Consider the following 12,723-nt stretch of genomic DNA (forward strand, 5'->3'; position numbering starts at 1 on the left):
GCCCGATGCAGCGGCGTTGCGGATTCCGATTGGGCTTTCGGGCCGTCAGCGGGAAGACTGCCCCCGTGACGTCTCGAAAGCCCGATGAACCATTGGCGCGCAACTCCAGACTCCGACTCGTCCGTCCGCGGGCCCTCGCCACCGCGCGGCGGGCCGTGACGACCCGGCGCACCCGCCCGGCGCCGCGGCCGCCCGAGGGGACACCGCCCCGGGCGGAACTGGCCGGCCAGGCCCGTGCCGTGCTGGCCGACGCCGTACGGATCGCCCGCTGGGCCGCCGTGGACCGCAACACCGAGACCGCACCCGCGGACGTCGGCGACGGACAACGGGCCGCCGCCGCGCTCGATCTGACACCCGCCCAGGTCCGGGCCGGCTGGGACCGCGCCCGGCTCGCCGGACTCGTCGAACTGCACGGCGGCACCGCCCGCCCCGGCTGGCGGCTGCACGCCTGGGACCGCGACGACTCCGCCGTGCTGCGCGGCTGGGTCGCCCTCCTCGACGCCTGGTCGCTGGTCCACCCGGTGCCCGAGGCCGTCGCCCCCGGCGCCGTCGCCGAGGTCGTCGAGGCCGTCCCGCAGATCCTCTCGCTGCTCCAGCTCTCCGCCGGGCCCGTCCCCGTGCCCACCCTGCTCGACCTGCTCGGGCAGCGCGTCGAGGAGCTGCGCGAGGAGCGCTGCGAGGTCCCGGCCCCCGGCACCGCCGTCGAGACCGCCCCCGCCGCCGAGGGACTGCCCGCGCTGCTCGACTGGGCCCTCGAAGGCCTGGCCGCCGTCGGCGCCCTGACCCTGGGCACCGGCCAGGCCACCCTGACCCCGCTCGGGAACTGGGCGGTCTGGGTCAAGCTGGAGCAGATCTGCGTCGCCGCCCAGAGCCCCGCCGGCAACATCGAGCAGTCCGCCGAGGACATGCTGCGCGGCTGCGCCCGCCTCACCCCGGGCCCGGCCCGCGACGAGTACCGCGCCTGGCTCGCCGCCCGCACCCTCGCCGGCGCCGTCGGCGAGCTCCTCGCCGTGGCCCGCGGCGAGGACGCCCTGCTGCGCGGCCTCGCCTTCGAGGCCCTGCGGGTGGTCGGCGCCCCGGCCGAGCCCGAGGTCCGCGCCGCCCTCGCCGAGCCCTCGCTGCGCCCGTACGCGCTGCTCTGGCTCGCCGAGTACGAGGGCGCCGACCCCGACGACGCCCCCGAGGTGCTCACCCGCGAGGAGGCGACCTGGCTCTGGGTGGACACCGCCGCCGCCGTCGCCGACCACGGCGAGAGCACCCTGCTCGTACGCCACCTGGACTCGGCCGTGCAGGGCACCGTCCCGGCCCTGCTCGACGCGGTCAGGGCCGTCGGCCACCCACGCACCGTGCAGGTCCTGGTCGCGCTCGCCGCGGCGCACCCCGACCCGGCCCTGGCGAAGGCGGTCCGCCGGGCCGCCTTCCAGGTCCACACGGGCGGGTCCTGACCCCCTCCGGGCCGCGTCCGGGCTGTCGCTACCCGGCCGCGGCGCCGGGGGCGTACGTACCGAAGCTCCAGACGTTGCCCTCGCCGTCCAGGGCCATGTAGTCGCGGGAGCCGTACTCCTGGTCGGTGGGCGGCATCACGATCTCCACGCCGTGGGCCACGGCCCGCGCGTGGTGCTCGTCCACGTCCGCCACCCGCACGTACACCCCCGTCGGGCCGCCGCCCGCCATGCGCTTGTCGAACTCGCTGCCGGAGCCCGAGCTGCCGAGCATCACCATCCCGTTCCCGTACGCGAGCTCCGCGTGCATCACACGCCCGTCCTCGCCCTCGTACACCGCGGTCGCCGTGAAGCCGAAGGCCTCGGTCAGCAGCGTGATCGCGGCCTTCGCGTCCTCGTACCGCAGTGTCGGACAGATGTCGGGTGCCTCGGCCATCCCGACCACTTCCTCTCCTGTGCGGAGTCCCTGACGGAACTCCATGACGAATGTGACCTGGGTCTCAGTCTGGCAGTCGCCACCGACACAGCGCCGGAGGCCGCCGCGTCACCGGAAGGTGTTGCAGCGGGCCAGGTCGCCCGTGGAGTAGCCGGTGGAGAACCACTGCTGCCGCTGCGCCGCCGAGCCGTGCGTCCAGTTCTCCGGCGTCACCCGCCCCTGGAAGCGCTCCTGGATCCGGTCGTCGCCCACCGCCGCGGCCGCGTCAAGCCCGTCGCGGATGTCCTGTTCGGTCAGCCGGGTGATCAGCGGCCGGCCGGTCCGGTCGTCGGGGGTGGTCGTCGCGTGCCGCGCCCACACCCCCGCGTAGCAGTCGGCCTGGAGCTCCACCCGCACGGCGTTGGAGTCGGGACCGGTCCGCCCGTCCTGGGCCCTGGCCAGCGTCCCCATGAGGTTCTGCACATGGTGCCCGTACTCGTGCGCCACCACGTACGCCTGCGCGAAGGGGCCGCCCGACGAGCCGAACTTGGTGCGCAGCTCGTCGAAGAAGCCGAGGTCCAGATAGACCTGGCGGTCGCCGGGGCAGTAGAAGGGGCCGACGGCCGAGGTGGCCGTGCCGCAGGCGGTGGGCACCCGCTGGGTGAACATCACGGTCGCGGCGGGCGTGTACCGCCCGCCGCGCCGGGCGTACTCGGCCCGCCAGAAGTCCTGCACGCTGTTGACGACCGCCACGATCCGGCAGTCCTCCCGGGTGTTCGCGTCCGACCCCTTCTTGCAGGTCTGGCTCACCTGGGTCGCCGAGGAGGCCGTCGCGGCCGGCTCGTCGCCGCCCGAGGACAGGCCGAGTTGCTCGGGGCCCACCCCGAAGAGGAGCCCCAGGACCAGCGCGATCAGACCGATGACCCCGCCGCCGATGGTGGCCCTGCCGCCCGGCACCCGGCTGCCCCGGACGTCCTTGACCTCCGAGGTGTCCAGGTCGGCGTCGTCGTCGAACTGCATGCCCACCGCCCTCCGCGTTTGAGCCGAGTATCGACGGCTCCGCCGTATGCCACCCCTTTTGTGAAGCATGTGAGGTATGCCGCATGGCCCAAAATCAGTTGCAGGAGCCCGTTAGACTGACCACATGGTCTGTCTCCTCTGGGTGCATTAGCGGCGTCGAAGCCCGCCATCAGCCGTCCTTCCGCCCTTCCCACCGCCCAGGAGTCTGTCCGTGATCACCGCTTCCGGTATCGAGCTGCGCGCCGGCGCCCGCGTCCTCATCGAGTCCGCTTCCTTCCGTGTCGCCAAGGGCGACCGCATCGGCCTCGTCGGCCGCAACGGGGCGGGCAAGACCACGCTCACCAAGTGCCTCGCGGGCGAGGGCCAGCCGGCCGCCGGCACCATCGCCCGCTCCGGCGAGGTCGGCTACCTGCCGCAGGACCCGCGCACCGGCGACCTCGACGTGCTGGCCCGCGACCGCGTCCTGTCGGCCCGCGGCCTCGACGTCCTGATCCGCAAGATGCGCCAGAACGAGGAGCGCATCGCCTCCGGCGCCGGCGCCACCCGCGAGAAGGCCATGCGGCAGTACGAGCGCCAGGAGACCGAGTTCCTCACCAAGGGCGGGTACGCGGCCGAGGCCGAGGCCTCCACCATCGCCGCCGCGCTGGGCCTGCCCGACCGGGTCCTCGGCCAGCCGCTGCACACCCTCTCCGGCGGTCAGCGCCGCCGCATCGAGCTCGCCCGCATCCTCTTCTCCGACGCGGACACCCTGCTCCTCGACGAGCCGACCAACCACCTCGACGCCGACTCGATCACCTGGCTGCGCGACTACCTGAAGACCTACCGCGGCGGCTTCATCGTGATCTCCCACGACGTCGACCTGGTCGAGACCGTCGTCAACAAGGTCTTCTACCTGGACGCCAACCGCTCCACGATCGACGTCTACAACATGGGCTGGAAGCTCTACCAGCAGCAGCGCGAGGCCGACGAGAAGCGCCGCAAGCGCGAGCGCCAGAACGCCGAGAAGAAGGCCGCCGCGCTCAACTCGCAGGCCGACAAGATGCGCGCCAAGGCCACCAAGACGGTCGCCGCGCAGAACATGGCCAAGCGCGCCGAGCGCCTGCTGTCGGGCCTGGAGGCGGTCCGCGTCTCCGACAAGGTCGCCAAGCTGCGCTTCCCGGAGCCCGCGCCCTGCGGCAAGACCCCGCTCACGGCGGAGGGCCTGTCCAAGTCGTACGGCTCGCTCGAAATCTTCACCGATGTGGACCTGGCCATCGACAAGGGCTCCCGCGTCGTCATCCTCGGCCTCAACGGCGCGGGCAAGACGACCCTGCTCCGCCTCCTCGGCGGGGTCGAGCGGCCCGACACCGGCGAGGTCACCCCGGGCCACGGCCTCAAGCTGGGCTATTACGCGCAGGAGCACGAGACCCTCGACCCCGAGCGCACGGTCCTGGAGAACATGCGCTCCGCCGCCCCCGACCTCGACCTGGTCGAGGTGCGCAAGACGCTCGGCTCCTTCCTGTTCTCCGGCGACGACGTCGACAAGCCGGCCGGGGTGCTCTCCGGCGGCGAGAAGACCCGGCTCGCGCTGGCGACCCTGGTCGTCTCCTCGGCCAACGTGCTGCTCCTGGACGAGCCCACCAACAACCTCGACCCGGCCAGCCGCGAGGAGATCCTCGGCGCGCTGCGCACGTACAAGGGCGCGGTCGTGCTCGTCACCCACGACGAGGGTGCCGTGGAGGCGCTCGACCCGGAGCGGATCATCCTGCTCCCGGACGGCGTCGAGGACCTGTGGGGCCCGGACTACGCGGACCTGGTCGCCCTGGCCTGACCGGCGCGGACCGCCCGGGCCCGGAGTGATCATGCCGGGCTGGATCATTCGGCTCATGGGTGATCCTTCATCTGAGTGAGAGCGTCTCGTACCCCCGGCGCGGGCCCTGCGGAATCCTTCCGCCAGGACCCGCGCCGCACTGGTGTTCCCGCCGTGTCGCTGACCTGGCACTTCCCGCCCCAGGGGGCTCGGAGGCCGCGCCCGGACGCGGCGGAACGGTCGATTCCGTTCGTGTCGTTCCCGTCCGCCCGCGCCAAGCCGATGGCACGGACCTTGTCGAATGGGTGGCCAGGAAGTCCGGGAGGGGTGATCATGAGAAGTCCAGAGCGCACTTCCCATGAGGAGGCACGGGTGGCCGAGACTCTGAAGAAGGGCAGCCGGGTGACCGGCGCCGCGCGCGACAAGCTCGCGGCAGACCTGAAGAAGAAGTACGACTCCGGTGCGAGCATCCGGGCGCTGGCCGAGGAAACCGGCCGCTCCTACGGATTCGTCCACCGGATGCTCAGCGAGTCCGGAGTCACGCTGCGGGGACGCGGCGGAGCGACACGGGGCAAGAAGGCGGCCTCGGCCTGACATCGGGGCGGCCCGACCGGACCACCGGGTCTCCCGGTGGCCACTCGGTCGACCGCGTGGTCGACCGAGTGGTTACTGTGCAGTCACTTAGCATCGGCTGACGTGCTGTACCGGACCGGAGGCGCCCCCATGACTACGCTCGACGACTCTGAGCTCGTATTCGACAAGGACGGTGTACGGCTCACCGTCGAGGACGCCGTTGCCACGGTGACCCTGACCAACCCGGCGAAGCGCAACGCCCAGTCTCCCGCTCTGTGGCGGGCGTTGACGGAGGCCGGCCGGTCACTGCCGGGCAGCGTGCGGGTCGTGGTCCTGCGCGGTGAGGGCAAGTCCTTCTCCGCGGGCCTCGACCGGCAGGCGTTCACGCCCGAGGGCTTCGACGGAGAGCCGTCCTTCCTGGAGATGGCGCGCGGGTCCGAGGAGGACCTCGACGCGCTCATCGCCGAGTACCAGGAGGCGTTCACCTGGTGGCGCCGCAGCGACATCGTGTCGATCGCGGCCGTCCAGGGGCACGCCATCGGCGCGGGCTTCCAGCTCGCGCTCGCCTGCGACCTGCGGGTCGTCGCCGACGACGTGCAGTTCGCCATGCGCGAGACCAGCCTGGGCCTGGTCCCGGACCTCACCGGTACGCACCCCCTCGTCTCCCTCGTGGGCTACGCCCGCGCGCTGGAGATCTGCGCCACCGGCCGGTTCGTCCACGCCGAGGAGGCCGAGCGCACCGGCCTGACCAACATCGCCGTGCCCGCCGCCGAGCTCGACGCGACGGTACGGGACCTCAGCGCCGCGCTGCTCTCCGCGCCGCGCTCCGCCGTCATCGAGACCAAGGCGCTGCTCCAGGGCGCCACCGGCCGTTCGTACGAGGAGCAGCGCACCGCCGAGCGCGCCGCCCAGGCCCGCCGCCTGCGCGACCTCGCGGGCCTCGGCGACTGAGGCCCTGGGGCTCAGCGCAGCTCCGACACCACCACCGTGACCGTCGTCGCCTCCGGGGCGGCGGCGGTCACGGCCGTACGGACGGCGCGGGCCACGTCCAGGGCGCGGCGGCCCGCGGTCACCGCCAGTTCGAGCCGCAGATCCCCGGCCGCGCGCTGGACCGGGCCCCCGTAGGCGTCCGTGAGGGCGGCCACGCCCTCCACCGCGAGCGCGGCGAGGGCCGCCGGGTCCGGCGGCGCGGGCGGCGAGGTTCGCCCGGGCGGGGGAGTGGGGGTCACCGGATCCGGTGGGGTGTCGAGCAGCTCCGTGACCCGGAGGTCCACCCCCGCCACCACCAGCCCGAAGCTCTCCTCGGCAGCCCCGAGCAGCGCCGTCCGCAGCCGCCCGGCCAGCTCCGGCAGGGGCCGCCCCGCGACCGCCGCGAACTCCAGGGCGATGCCCAGCTCCCCGGGCGGGAGTCCGCCCGGTGGCACCGGGAACGGCGCCTCGGCCGCCGCCACTGCCAGCCGGAACCGCGGCGGCTCCGGCACCGTGCCCCGTACCGTCCGCGCGGCCTCGGCGAGCACCTCCCGTACCGCCCGCTCCGCGATCCACGCCCCGTCCGCCGGCCCGCCCAGCGGCAGCAGCCGGTCCGTCGCGCGCCCCATCTCCACCGTCGTCATGGCCCCAGCCTGCCGCATCCCCGGCGCGAGACCGGGCAAGCACCCTTAGTGTGGGCAAACAAGACAAAAGCCTCACGGAAGGACGGACGCTGATGGCTGACAGCGCGCACTCCGACCAGCAGACCCCGGTGACCAGGCGCGGCGGCGGCGACCCCGCGTCCCGGGGACGGACCACGATCGCCGACGGGGTGGTCGAGAAGATCGCCGGCCTCGCCGCCCGCGACGTCGTCGGCGTCCACGCCATGGGCAGCGGGCTCTCCCGCACCCTCGGCGCCGTCCGGGACCGCGTGCCCGGCGGCGGCAAGTCCGGCGTCACGCGGGGCGTCAAGGCCGAGGTCGGCGAGGTGCAGACCGCCCTCGACCTGGAGATCGTCGTCGACTACGGGGTCTCCATCTCCGATGTCGCCGGGGCGGTCCGGGAGAACGTCATCGCCGCCGTCGAGCGGATGACAGGACTTGAGGTCGTCGAGGTCAACATCGCCGTCAGCGACGTCAAGCTGCCGGACGAAGAGGACGAGGAGCCGGAGTCGCGGCTCCAGTAGCCGACGGCACGACGACGAAAGGGCTCAGCATGAGCATGGCGGTGGTCGGCCTGGTGGCCGGCATGGCGCTCGGCTTCGCCGGGTACTTCGGCGGCTTCGGGGCGTTCGTCCTGGTCGCCGCGCTGGGAGCGGTCGGCTTCATCGCCGGGCGCTTCCTCGACGGCGACCTGGAGGTCGGCGAGTTCTTCCGGAGCCGCGAGCGCGGCGACCGGCGGAGGTGACCCGGGGTGGCAGCGGACCTGGCCAGGGACCGGGTGGGGGCGGCCGCACGGGGCGCGACCACCGTCGCCGACCGCGTCGTCGCGAAGATCGCCGCGCAGGCGGCCCGTGAGGCGCTCGACACCCTCCCCAAGGGCGCCTCTAAGCCGCACGCCTCGGTGGTCGTCCACCGCGAGAGCGCCCGCGTCGCGGTGAGCCTCGAACTCGCCTACCCCTCCGACATCGGCCGCCAGTGCGGCGCCGTCCGCGGCCGGGTCCGCCACCGGGTGGAGGAACTGGCCGGCCTGGAGGTCCACGAGGTGGCCGTCCACGTAGAGAAACTCCACTCCGCGCACACCGCGCACGAGAAGGCCCGGGAGCGCCTGCGATGACGACTGGCCCTGAGGACGGGCGGGGTCCGGATCCCGGAGACGGGGCCGGCTCCGGCTCCGGTTCGGGCGGCGCCCCGGACGGGGGCGCCGCCCCCACCCCCGTCCCCGTGCTCACGAAACCCGGCCAGGACCCCGACCGGCCCCCCGACACCCCCGACCCGCAACCCCCCGGCCGCCGCTTCTGGGCGGTCCGCCGGATCCCCGCCGCGCTGCTCGCCGTCGTCCTGCTCGGCGGTGCCGGGCTGCTCCTGTACGACGTGGCGGCCGTACGGGCGGAGCGCACCGCGATGGCCTGGCGGCGGTCCCTCGCCGACGGGCTCGCGAGCCGGCCGCTCGACGACACCTGGGTCCGGGTCGGCGCGGGCGTCGCCGTGCTGCTCGGGCTCTGGATGCTGCTGCTCGCGCTCACCCCGGGCCTGCGCGGCATCCTGCCGATGCGCCGCGAGCACGCCGACCTGCGCGCCGGACTCGACCGCGAGGCCGCCGCGCTCGCCCTGCGCGACCGGGCCATGGAGGTGTCCGGCGTGCAGTCCGTACGGGTCAGGATGGGCCGCGCCAAGGCGGCCGTACGGGCGGTCTCGCACTTCCGCGAACTCGACGAGGTCCGCTCCGACCTGGAGCGCGTCCTCACCACCGGCATCGACGAGCTCGGGCTCGCCCGTCCGCCGGCCCTGACGGTACGGGTGGCCAGGCCGCCCAGGAAGGGGTGACGGCGTGACCGTCGTGCTCCGGCGCGTCAACCGGATCGTGCTCGCCCTCGCGGGACTGCTGCTCCTGGCGGGCGGCGGCGCGGTGCTCGCGGCCTCCTTCGGCCTGTCCCTGCCGTCCTGGTGGCCCTGGTCGGGCCCCGACGACGTGCTGCTCAGCAGGTCCGAGCGGCAGCACTGGCGCGCCGAGAGCTGGTGGTGGCCGACGGTCATCGCCCTGCTCGGGCTCGTCGTGCTGCTCGCCCTGTGGTGGCTGATCGCCCAGTTCCGCCGGGCCCGGCTCGCCGAGGTGCTCGTCGACAGCGGCGACGGCGAGGAGGCCGTCCTGCGCGGCCGGGCCCTGGAGGCGGTCCTGGAGGCCGACGCGGCGGCCCAGGAGGGCGTCGCGAGGGCCCGCGTCTCGCTCACCGGCCGCCGCACCGCCCCCCGTACCCGCGTCGCGCTCCTCCTGGAGCCGTACGCCGCCCCGGCCGCCGCGCTGACCACCCTCTCCGCCGAGGCCCTGGGCAACGCCCGCACCTCGGCGGGACTGCCCGCGCTGCCGACCGAGGCCCGGCTGCGCGCGGTCAAGCACCGCGCCCGCCGGGTCAACTGAACCGGGCTCAGAACCCGCTGCGCGCCCCGCCGTCCACCGGCAGCATCACGCCCGTCAGATACGAGGCGGCGGGCGAGAGCAGGAACGCGGCCGCCCGGCCGAACTCCTCCGGGGTGCCGTAGCGGCGCAACGGGATCCCCGCCTCGTTCGCCGCGCGGGCCGCGTCCGCGTCGCCGGACAGCGCGTCGAGCGAGCGGACCCGGTCGGTGTCGATCCGGCTCGGCAGCAGCCCGACCACCCGGATGCCGCGCGGCCCCAGGTCGTTGGCGAGCGACTTGGCGAACCCGGCCAGACCCGGGCGCAGCCCGTTGGAGATGGTCAGGCCCGGGATCGGCTCGTGCACCGAGGCGGACAGCACGAAGCCGATGACCCCGCCCTCGGGCAGCGCGTCCGCCGCCGCGCGGGCGAGCCGCACCGCGCCCAGGAAGACCGTGTCGAAGGCGGCCGCCCACTGCTCGTCCGTGTTGTCCGCGGCGAAGCCGGGCGCCGGGCCGCCGACGCTGATCAGCACCCCGTCGACGCCGCCGAAGCGCGCCCGCGCCTCCGCGATCAGCCGCTCCGGGGTCGCCGGGTCGGCGTTGTCGGCGACGACGCCCGCCGCGCCCGGCCCCAGCTCGTCCACCGCCGCCGCGACGGAGGCCTCCTCGCGCCCGGTGACCAGCACCTTCGCGCCCTCGGCGAGCAGCGCCTCCGCCGAGGCCCGGCCGAGCCCCCGGGTCGCGCCGGTCACCACGTACACACGGTCCTTCAGTCCAAGATCCATGGCCCTATCCTGCCGTCTCCTCCGCGGCCAGCGCGAGGGCCGTCCCCACCAGACCGATGTGGCTGAAGGCCTGCGGGAAGTTGCCCAGCTGCCGGCCCGCCACCGGGTCGTACTCCTCCGCGAGCAGCCCCACGTCGCTGCACAGCCCGATCAGCCGCTCGAAGAGCTCGCGCGCCTCCTCGGTCCGCCCGGTGAGCCGCAGCGCGTCCGCGAGCCAGAAGGAGCAGACCAGGAAGGTGCCCTCCTGCCCCGGCAGCCCGTCCACCGAGTCGCCCTCCGCCGAGTAGCGGCGCACGAAGCCGTCCTGGGTCAGCTCCGCACGTACCGCGTCGACCGTCCCGACGACCCGCGGATCGTCCGGGGGCAGGAAGCCGACCTGGGGGATCAGCAGCGTCGCCGCGTCCAGCTCGCGCGAGCCGTACGCCTGCGTGAAGGTGTTGCGCACCGGGTCGTACGCCTTGTCGCACACCTCCGCGTGGATCTCGTCCCGCAGCGCCCGCCAGCGCGCCGGGTCGCCCGGCAGCGACGGCACGGCCTCCAGGGTGCGCACCGCCCGGTCGGCCGCCACCCAGGCCATCACCTTGGAGTGCGTGAAGTGACGGCGCGGGCCGCGCACCTCCCACAGCCCCTCGTCGGGCTTCCGCCAGTTCGACTCCAGGAAGCCGAGCAGGCTCAGCTGGAGGTTCCAGGCGTGCCGCTCGGCGGGGATCCCGGCCTCGCGGGCGCGGCTGAGCGAGTCCATCACCTCGCCGTACACGTCGAGCTGGAACTGCTCCACGGCCGCGTTCCCGGTCCGCACCGGCGCCGAGTCGGCGTAGCCGCGCAGCCACGGCAGGGTCGTCTCGGGCAGCCGCCGCTCGCCGGCCGGGCCGTACATGATCTGGAGGTCGGCCGGGTCGCCGGCGACCGCGCGCAGCAGCCAGTCGCGCCAGGCCGCCGCCTCCTCGACGTATCCGGCGGAGAGCAGCGCGCCGAGCGTGAGGGAGGAGTCGCGCAGCCAGCAGGCCCGGTAGTCCCAGTTGCGCACCCCGCCGAGCTCCTCGGGCAGCGAGGTGGTCGGGGCGGCGACGATGCCGCCGGTCGGGCCGTAGGTGAGCGCCTTCAGGGTGATCAGCGAGCGCACCACGGTGTCCCGGTAGGGGCCTTCGTACGTGCAGCGGGCCGCCCACTCCCTCCAGTCGGCGAGCGTCTGCTCCAGCGCCTCGAAGGGGTCGACGAGGTCGGGGCGCGGCTCGTGGGAGGGGTGCCAGGTGAGCACGAAGGCCACCTCGTCGCCCTCCTCGACCGTGAACGACGAGCAGGTCGCGAACTGCTGCCCCCAGGTCTTCACCGGCGGCTCGCTGCGCAGCCACGCCGAGTCGGGCCCGGCGACGGCGACCCGGTGCCCGTCGGCCCGGCGCATCCACGGCACGATCGAGCCGTAGTCGAAGCGCAGCCGCAGCACCCCGCTCATCTCGACGCTTCCGCTGACGCCCCGCACGATCCGCATCAGGTCGGGGGCCTTGTCCCGCTGCGGCATGAAGTCGACGACCTCGACGGTGCCCGTACGGGTCTCCCAGCGGGTCTCCAGGACCAGGGTGTCCTCGGCGTAGCGGCGGCTGGTGCAGGTGCCGGCGCCCTTGGGGGCGATCCGCCAGTGGCCGTTGTCCTCGTCGCCGAGGAGCGCGGCGAAGCACGCGGCCGAGTCGAAGCGCGGCAGACACAGCCAGTCGACCGATCCGTCGCGGCCGACGAGCGCGGCGGTCTGGAGATCGCCGATGAGGGCGTAGGCGTCGATACGTTGCGTCACGCTTTGGGCTGTTCCCGGAAGCGGCGACGGTCAATCAGTTCAGGCGGTCGCCCCGGCGGGCTCGGGCGCCCCGTCCGTCGCCTCGGCCCCTGCGGCCGCGGCCTGCCGGTCGCGCTTCTCGCGCCGCACCAGGATCACCCAGCCGACGGGTACACCGGCCGTGAAGAGCCACCACTGGACGGCGTACGCCATGTGTGCGCCGATCGAGTCGTGGTCGGGCTCGGGGATCAGCTCGGGGGTGTCCCCGGCCGGCTCGGGCGCGGTCTGCTCGATGTAGCCGCCGACCACCGTCCGGCCGAGCAGCGCGGCCTGCTGCGCGCTGTTGATCAGCATGACCTGGCGGTCGGGCAGACCCTTGAGGTCCTTGATGCCGCTGGCGCCGGTCGTCTCGTCGGCCTTGAGCCGTCCGGTGACCGTGATCTCGCCGCGCGGGGCGGGCGGCACCTTGGGGAAGGAGTGCTGGTCGTCGGCGGCGGGGATCCAGCCACGGTTGACCATGACCACCTCGCCGTCCCTCAGGACCAGCGGGGTCAGCACATGCACGCCGACCCGGTCGTCGGCCGAGGTGCGCCGGCGCACGACGACCTCATGGGCGGTGTCGAAGGTCCCGGTGGCGGTCACCTGCCGCCAGTAGTCGGCGCGCGGGACGGTGTGCCCCGGCGAGGTCAGCTCCTCGACCGGGACGGACCTCGCCCGCAGGTTGTCCTCGATCAGCGCGTTCTGGGCGACCCGGCGCTCATGCCGGTGGAACTGCCAGAAGCCCAGCTCGATCATCACGGGGATGAGGACGAGGGCGACGAGGGTGAGGATCACCCACTGCCGGGACAACAGGAAGCGGTACACCCCATGACGGTACAACTCGGCTCACGGGGTGCCCGCACGGGG

15 protein-coding genes are annotated in these 12,723 nt (G+C 74.1%); 9 read left to right on the forward strand and 6 right to left on the reverse strand.

The features are described 5' to 3' along the window. Positions 1 to 65 precede the first annotated feature (65 nt). A complete protein-coding gene (locus ABTZ54_RS20130) occupies positions 66 to 1,445 on the forward strand; it encodes a hypothetical protein (RefSeq protein ID WP_502997281.1) in 1,380 nt (459 codons plus the stop codon). 28 nt (positions 1,446 to 1,473) lie between these two features. On the opposite strand, the gene ABTZ54_RS20135 is transcribed toward ABTZ54_RS20130, so the two are convergent. Together ABTZ54_RS20135 and ypfJ are read right to left on the reverse strand one after the other, a co-directional pair. Beyond that, the gene (locus ABTZ54_RS20135; protein ID WP_351664967.1) at positions 1,474 to 1,878 is read right to left on the reverse strand and encodes a VOC family protein; all 405 of its coding nucleotides are present in this window, start codon (positions 1,876 to 1,878) and stop codon (positions 1,474 to 1,476) included. A gap of 108 nt (positions 1,879 to 1,986) precedes the next feature. After that, positions 1,987 to 2,877: a KPN_02809 family neutral zinc metallopeptidase gene (ypfJ, locus tag ABTZ54_RS20140; protein ID WP_351664969.1), complete on the reverse strand. Its 891-nt coding sequence runs from the start codon at positions 2,875 to 2,877 to the stop codon at positions 1,987 to 1,989. A gap of 211 nt (positions 2,878 to 3,088) precedes the next feature. Here ypfJ and abc-f point away from each other — a divergent pair, with 211 nt between their 5' ends. The 3 genes from abc-f to ABTZ54_RS20155 all read left to right on the forward strand — a co-directional run bounded on the left by abc-f (position 3,089) and on the right by ABTZ54_RS20155 (position 6,190). Beyond that, positions 3,089 to 4,687 (forward strand): ribosomal protection-like ABC-F family protein, encoded by a 1,599-nt coding sequence (abc-f, locus tag ABTZ54_RS20145; RefSeq protein ID WP_351664971.1) that lies wholly within the window; start codon positions 3,089 to 3,091, stop codon positions 4,685 to 4,687. 351 nt (positions 4,688 to 5,038) lie between these two features. Then, the gene (locus ABTZ54_RS20150; protein ID WP_006123601.1) at positions 5,039 to 5,260 is read left to right on the forward strand and encodes a helix-turn-helix domain-containing protein; all 222 of its coding nucleotides are present in this window, start codon (positions 5,039 to 5,041) and stop codon (positions 5,258 to 5,260) included. 129 nt (positions 5,261 to 5,389) lie between these two features. Further along, positions 5,390 to 6,190, forward strand: a complete 801-nt coding sequence (locus tag ABTZ54_RS20155; RefSeq protein WP_351664973.1) for an enoyl-CoA hydratase/isomerase family protein — start codon at positions 5,390 to 5,392, stop codon at positions 6,188 to 6,190. A gap of 11 nt (positions 6,191 to 6,201) precedes the next feature. Here the strand turns inward: ABTZ54_RS20155 and ABTZ54_RS20160 are convergent, their stop codons facing one another. Next, positions 6,202 to 6,852 (reverse strand): hypothetical protein, encoded by a 651-nt coding sequence (locus ABTZ54_RS20160; protein ID WP_351664975.1) that lies wholly within the window; start codon positions 6,850 to 6,852, stop codon positions 6,202 to 6,204. A 92-nt stretch (positions 6,853 to 6,944) separates the two neighbouring features. Here ABTZ54_RS20160 and ABTZ54_RS20165 point away from each other — a divergent pair, with 92 nt between their 5' ends. From ABTZ54_RS20165 to amaP, 5 genes are read left to right on the forward strand one after another with little or no spacing between them, the layout of a single operon-like run. Then, entirely contained in the window at positions 6,945 to 7,394 is a 450-nt protein-coding gene (locus tag ABTZ54_RS20165; RefSeq protein ID WP_351664977.1) for an Asp23/Gls24 family envelope stress response protein, read from the forward strand. 29 nt (positions 7,395 to 7,423) lie between these two features. Beyond that, positions 7,424 to 7,615, forward strand: coding sequence for a hypothetical protein (locus tag ABTZ54_RS20170; RefSeq protein WP_351664979.1), 192 nt, complete (start codon positions 7,424 to 7,426; stop codon positions 7,613 to 7,615). 6 nt (positions 7,616 to 7,621) lie between these two features. Next, positions 7,622 to 7,984, forward strand: coding sequence for an Asp23/Gls24 family envelope stress response protein (locus ABTZ54_RS20175; protein ID WP_351664981.1), 363 nt, complete (start codon positions 7,622 to 7,624; stop codon positions 7,982 to 7,984). Beyond that, entirely contained in the window at positions 7,981 to 8,694 is a 714-nt protein-coding gene (locus ABTZ54_RS20180; protein ID WP_351664983.1) for a DUF6286 domain-containing protein, read from the forward strand. Before ABTZ54_RS20175 ends, ABTZ54_RS20180 begins: the two co-directional genes overlap by 4 nt. 4 nt (positions 8,695 to 8,698) lie before the next feature. Then, on the forward strand, positions 8,699 to 9,286 hold the full coding sequence (gene amaP, locus ABTZ54_RS20185; protein ID WP_351664985.1) for an alkaline shock response membrane anchor protein AmaP: 588 nt from the start codon (positions 8,699 to 8,701) through the stop codon (positions 9,284 to 9,286). Between the two features lie 7 nt (positions 9,287 to 9,293). Here amaP and ABTZ54_RS20190 read toward each other — a convergent pair whose 3' ends face one another. Genes ABTZ54_RS20190 through ABTZ54_RS20200 form a run of 3 tightly spaced genes read right to left on the reverse strand, consistent with a single transcriptional unit; the run spans position 9,294 to position 12,681 of the window. After that, entirely contained in the window at positions 9,294 to 10,049 is a 756-nt protein-coding gene (locus ABTZ54_RS20190; protein ID WP_351664987.1) for an SDR family oxidoreductase, read from the reverse strand. 4 nt (positions 10,050 to 10,053) lie between these two features. Next, the gene (locus ABTZ54_RS20195) at positions 10,054 to 11,838 is read right to left on the reverse strand and encodes a glycoside hydrolase family 15 protein (protein WP_351664989.1); all 1,785 of its coding nucleotides are present in this window, start codon (positions 11,836 to 11,838) and stop codon (positions 10,054 to 10,056) included. Between the two features lie 39 nt (positions 11,839 to 11,877). Next, positions 11,878 to 12,681, reverse strand: a complete 804-nt coding sequence (locus tag ABTZ54_RS20200) for an SURF1 family cytochrome oxidase biogenesis protein (RefSeq protein ID WP_351664991.1) — start codon at positions 12,679 to 12,681, stop codon at positions 11,878 to 11,880. Positions 12,682 to 12,723 lie beyond the last annotated feature (42 nt).

Source organism: Streptomyces sp. NPDC094032 (genome assembly GCF_040303965.1).
In the GTDB taxonomy this organism is placed as follows: domain Bacteria; phylum Actinomycetota; class Actinomycetes; order Streptomycetales; family Streptomycetaceae; genus Streptomyces.

Bases quoted from the DNA above. Each gene is read 5' to 3' on its own strand.
- ABTZ54_RS20190 (WP_351664987.1), bottom strand. From the start codon at position 10,049: ATGGATCTTGGACTGAAGGACCGTGTGTACGTGGTGACCGGCGCGACC.
- ABTZ54_RS20160 (WP_351664975.1), bottom strand. From the start codon at position 6,852: ATGACGACGGTGGAGATGGGGCGCGCGACGGACCGGCTGCTGCCGCTG.
- ABTZ54_RS20165 (WP_351664977.1), top strand. From the start codon at position 6,945: ATGGCTGACAGCGCGCACTCCGACCAGCAGACCCCGGTGACCAGGCGC.
- ABTZ54_RS20170 (WP_351664979.1), top strand. From the start codon at position 7,424: ATGAGCATGGCGGTGGTCGGCCTGGTGGCCGGCATGGCGCTCGGCTTC.
- ypfJ (WP_351664969.1), bottom strand. From the start codon at position 2,877: ATGCAGTTCGACGACGACGCCGACCTGGACACCTCGGAGGTCAAGGAC.
- ABTZ54_RS20135 (WP_351664967.1), bottom strand. From the start codon at position 1,878: ATGGCCGAGGCACCCGACATCTGTCCGACACTGCGGTACGAGGACGCG.
- ABTZ54_RS20180 (WP_351664983.1), top strand. From the start codon at position 7,981: ATGACGACTGGCCCTGAGGACGGGCGGGGTCCGGATCCCGGAGACGGG.
- ABTZ54_RS20155 (WP_351664973.1), top strand. From the start codon at position 5,390: ATGACTACGCTCGACGACTCTGAGCTCGTATTCGACAAGGACGGTGTA.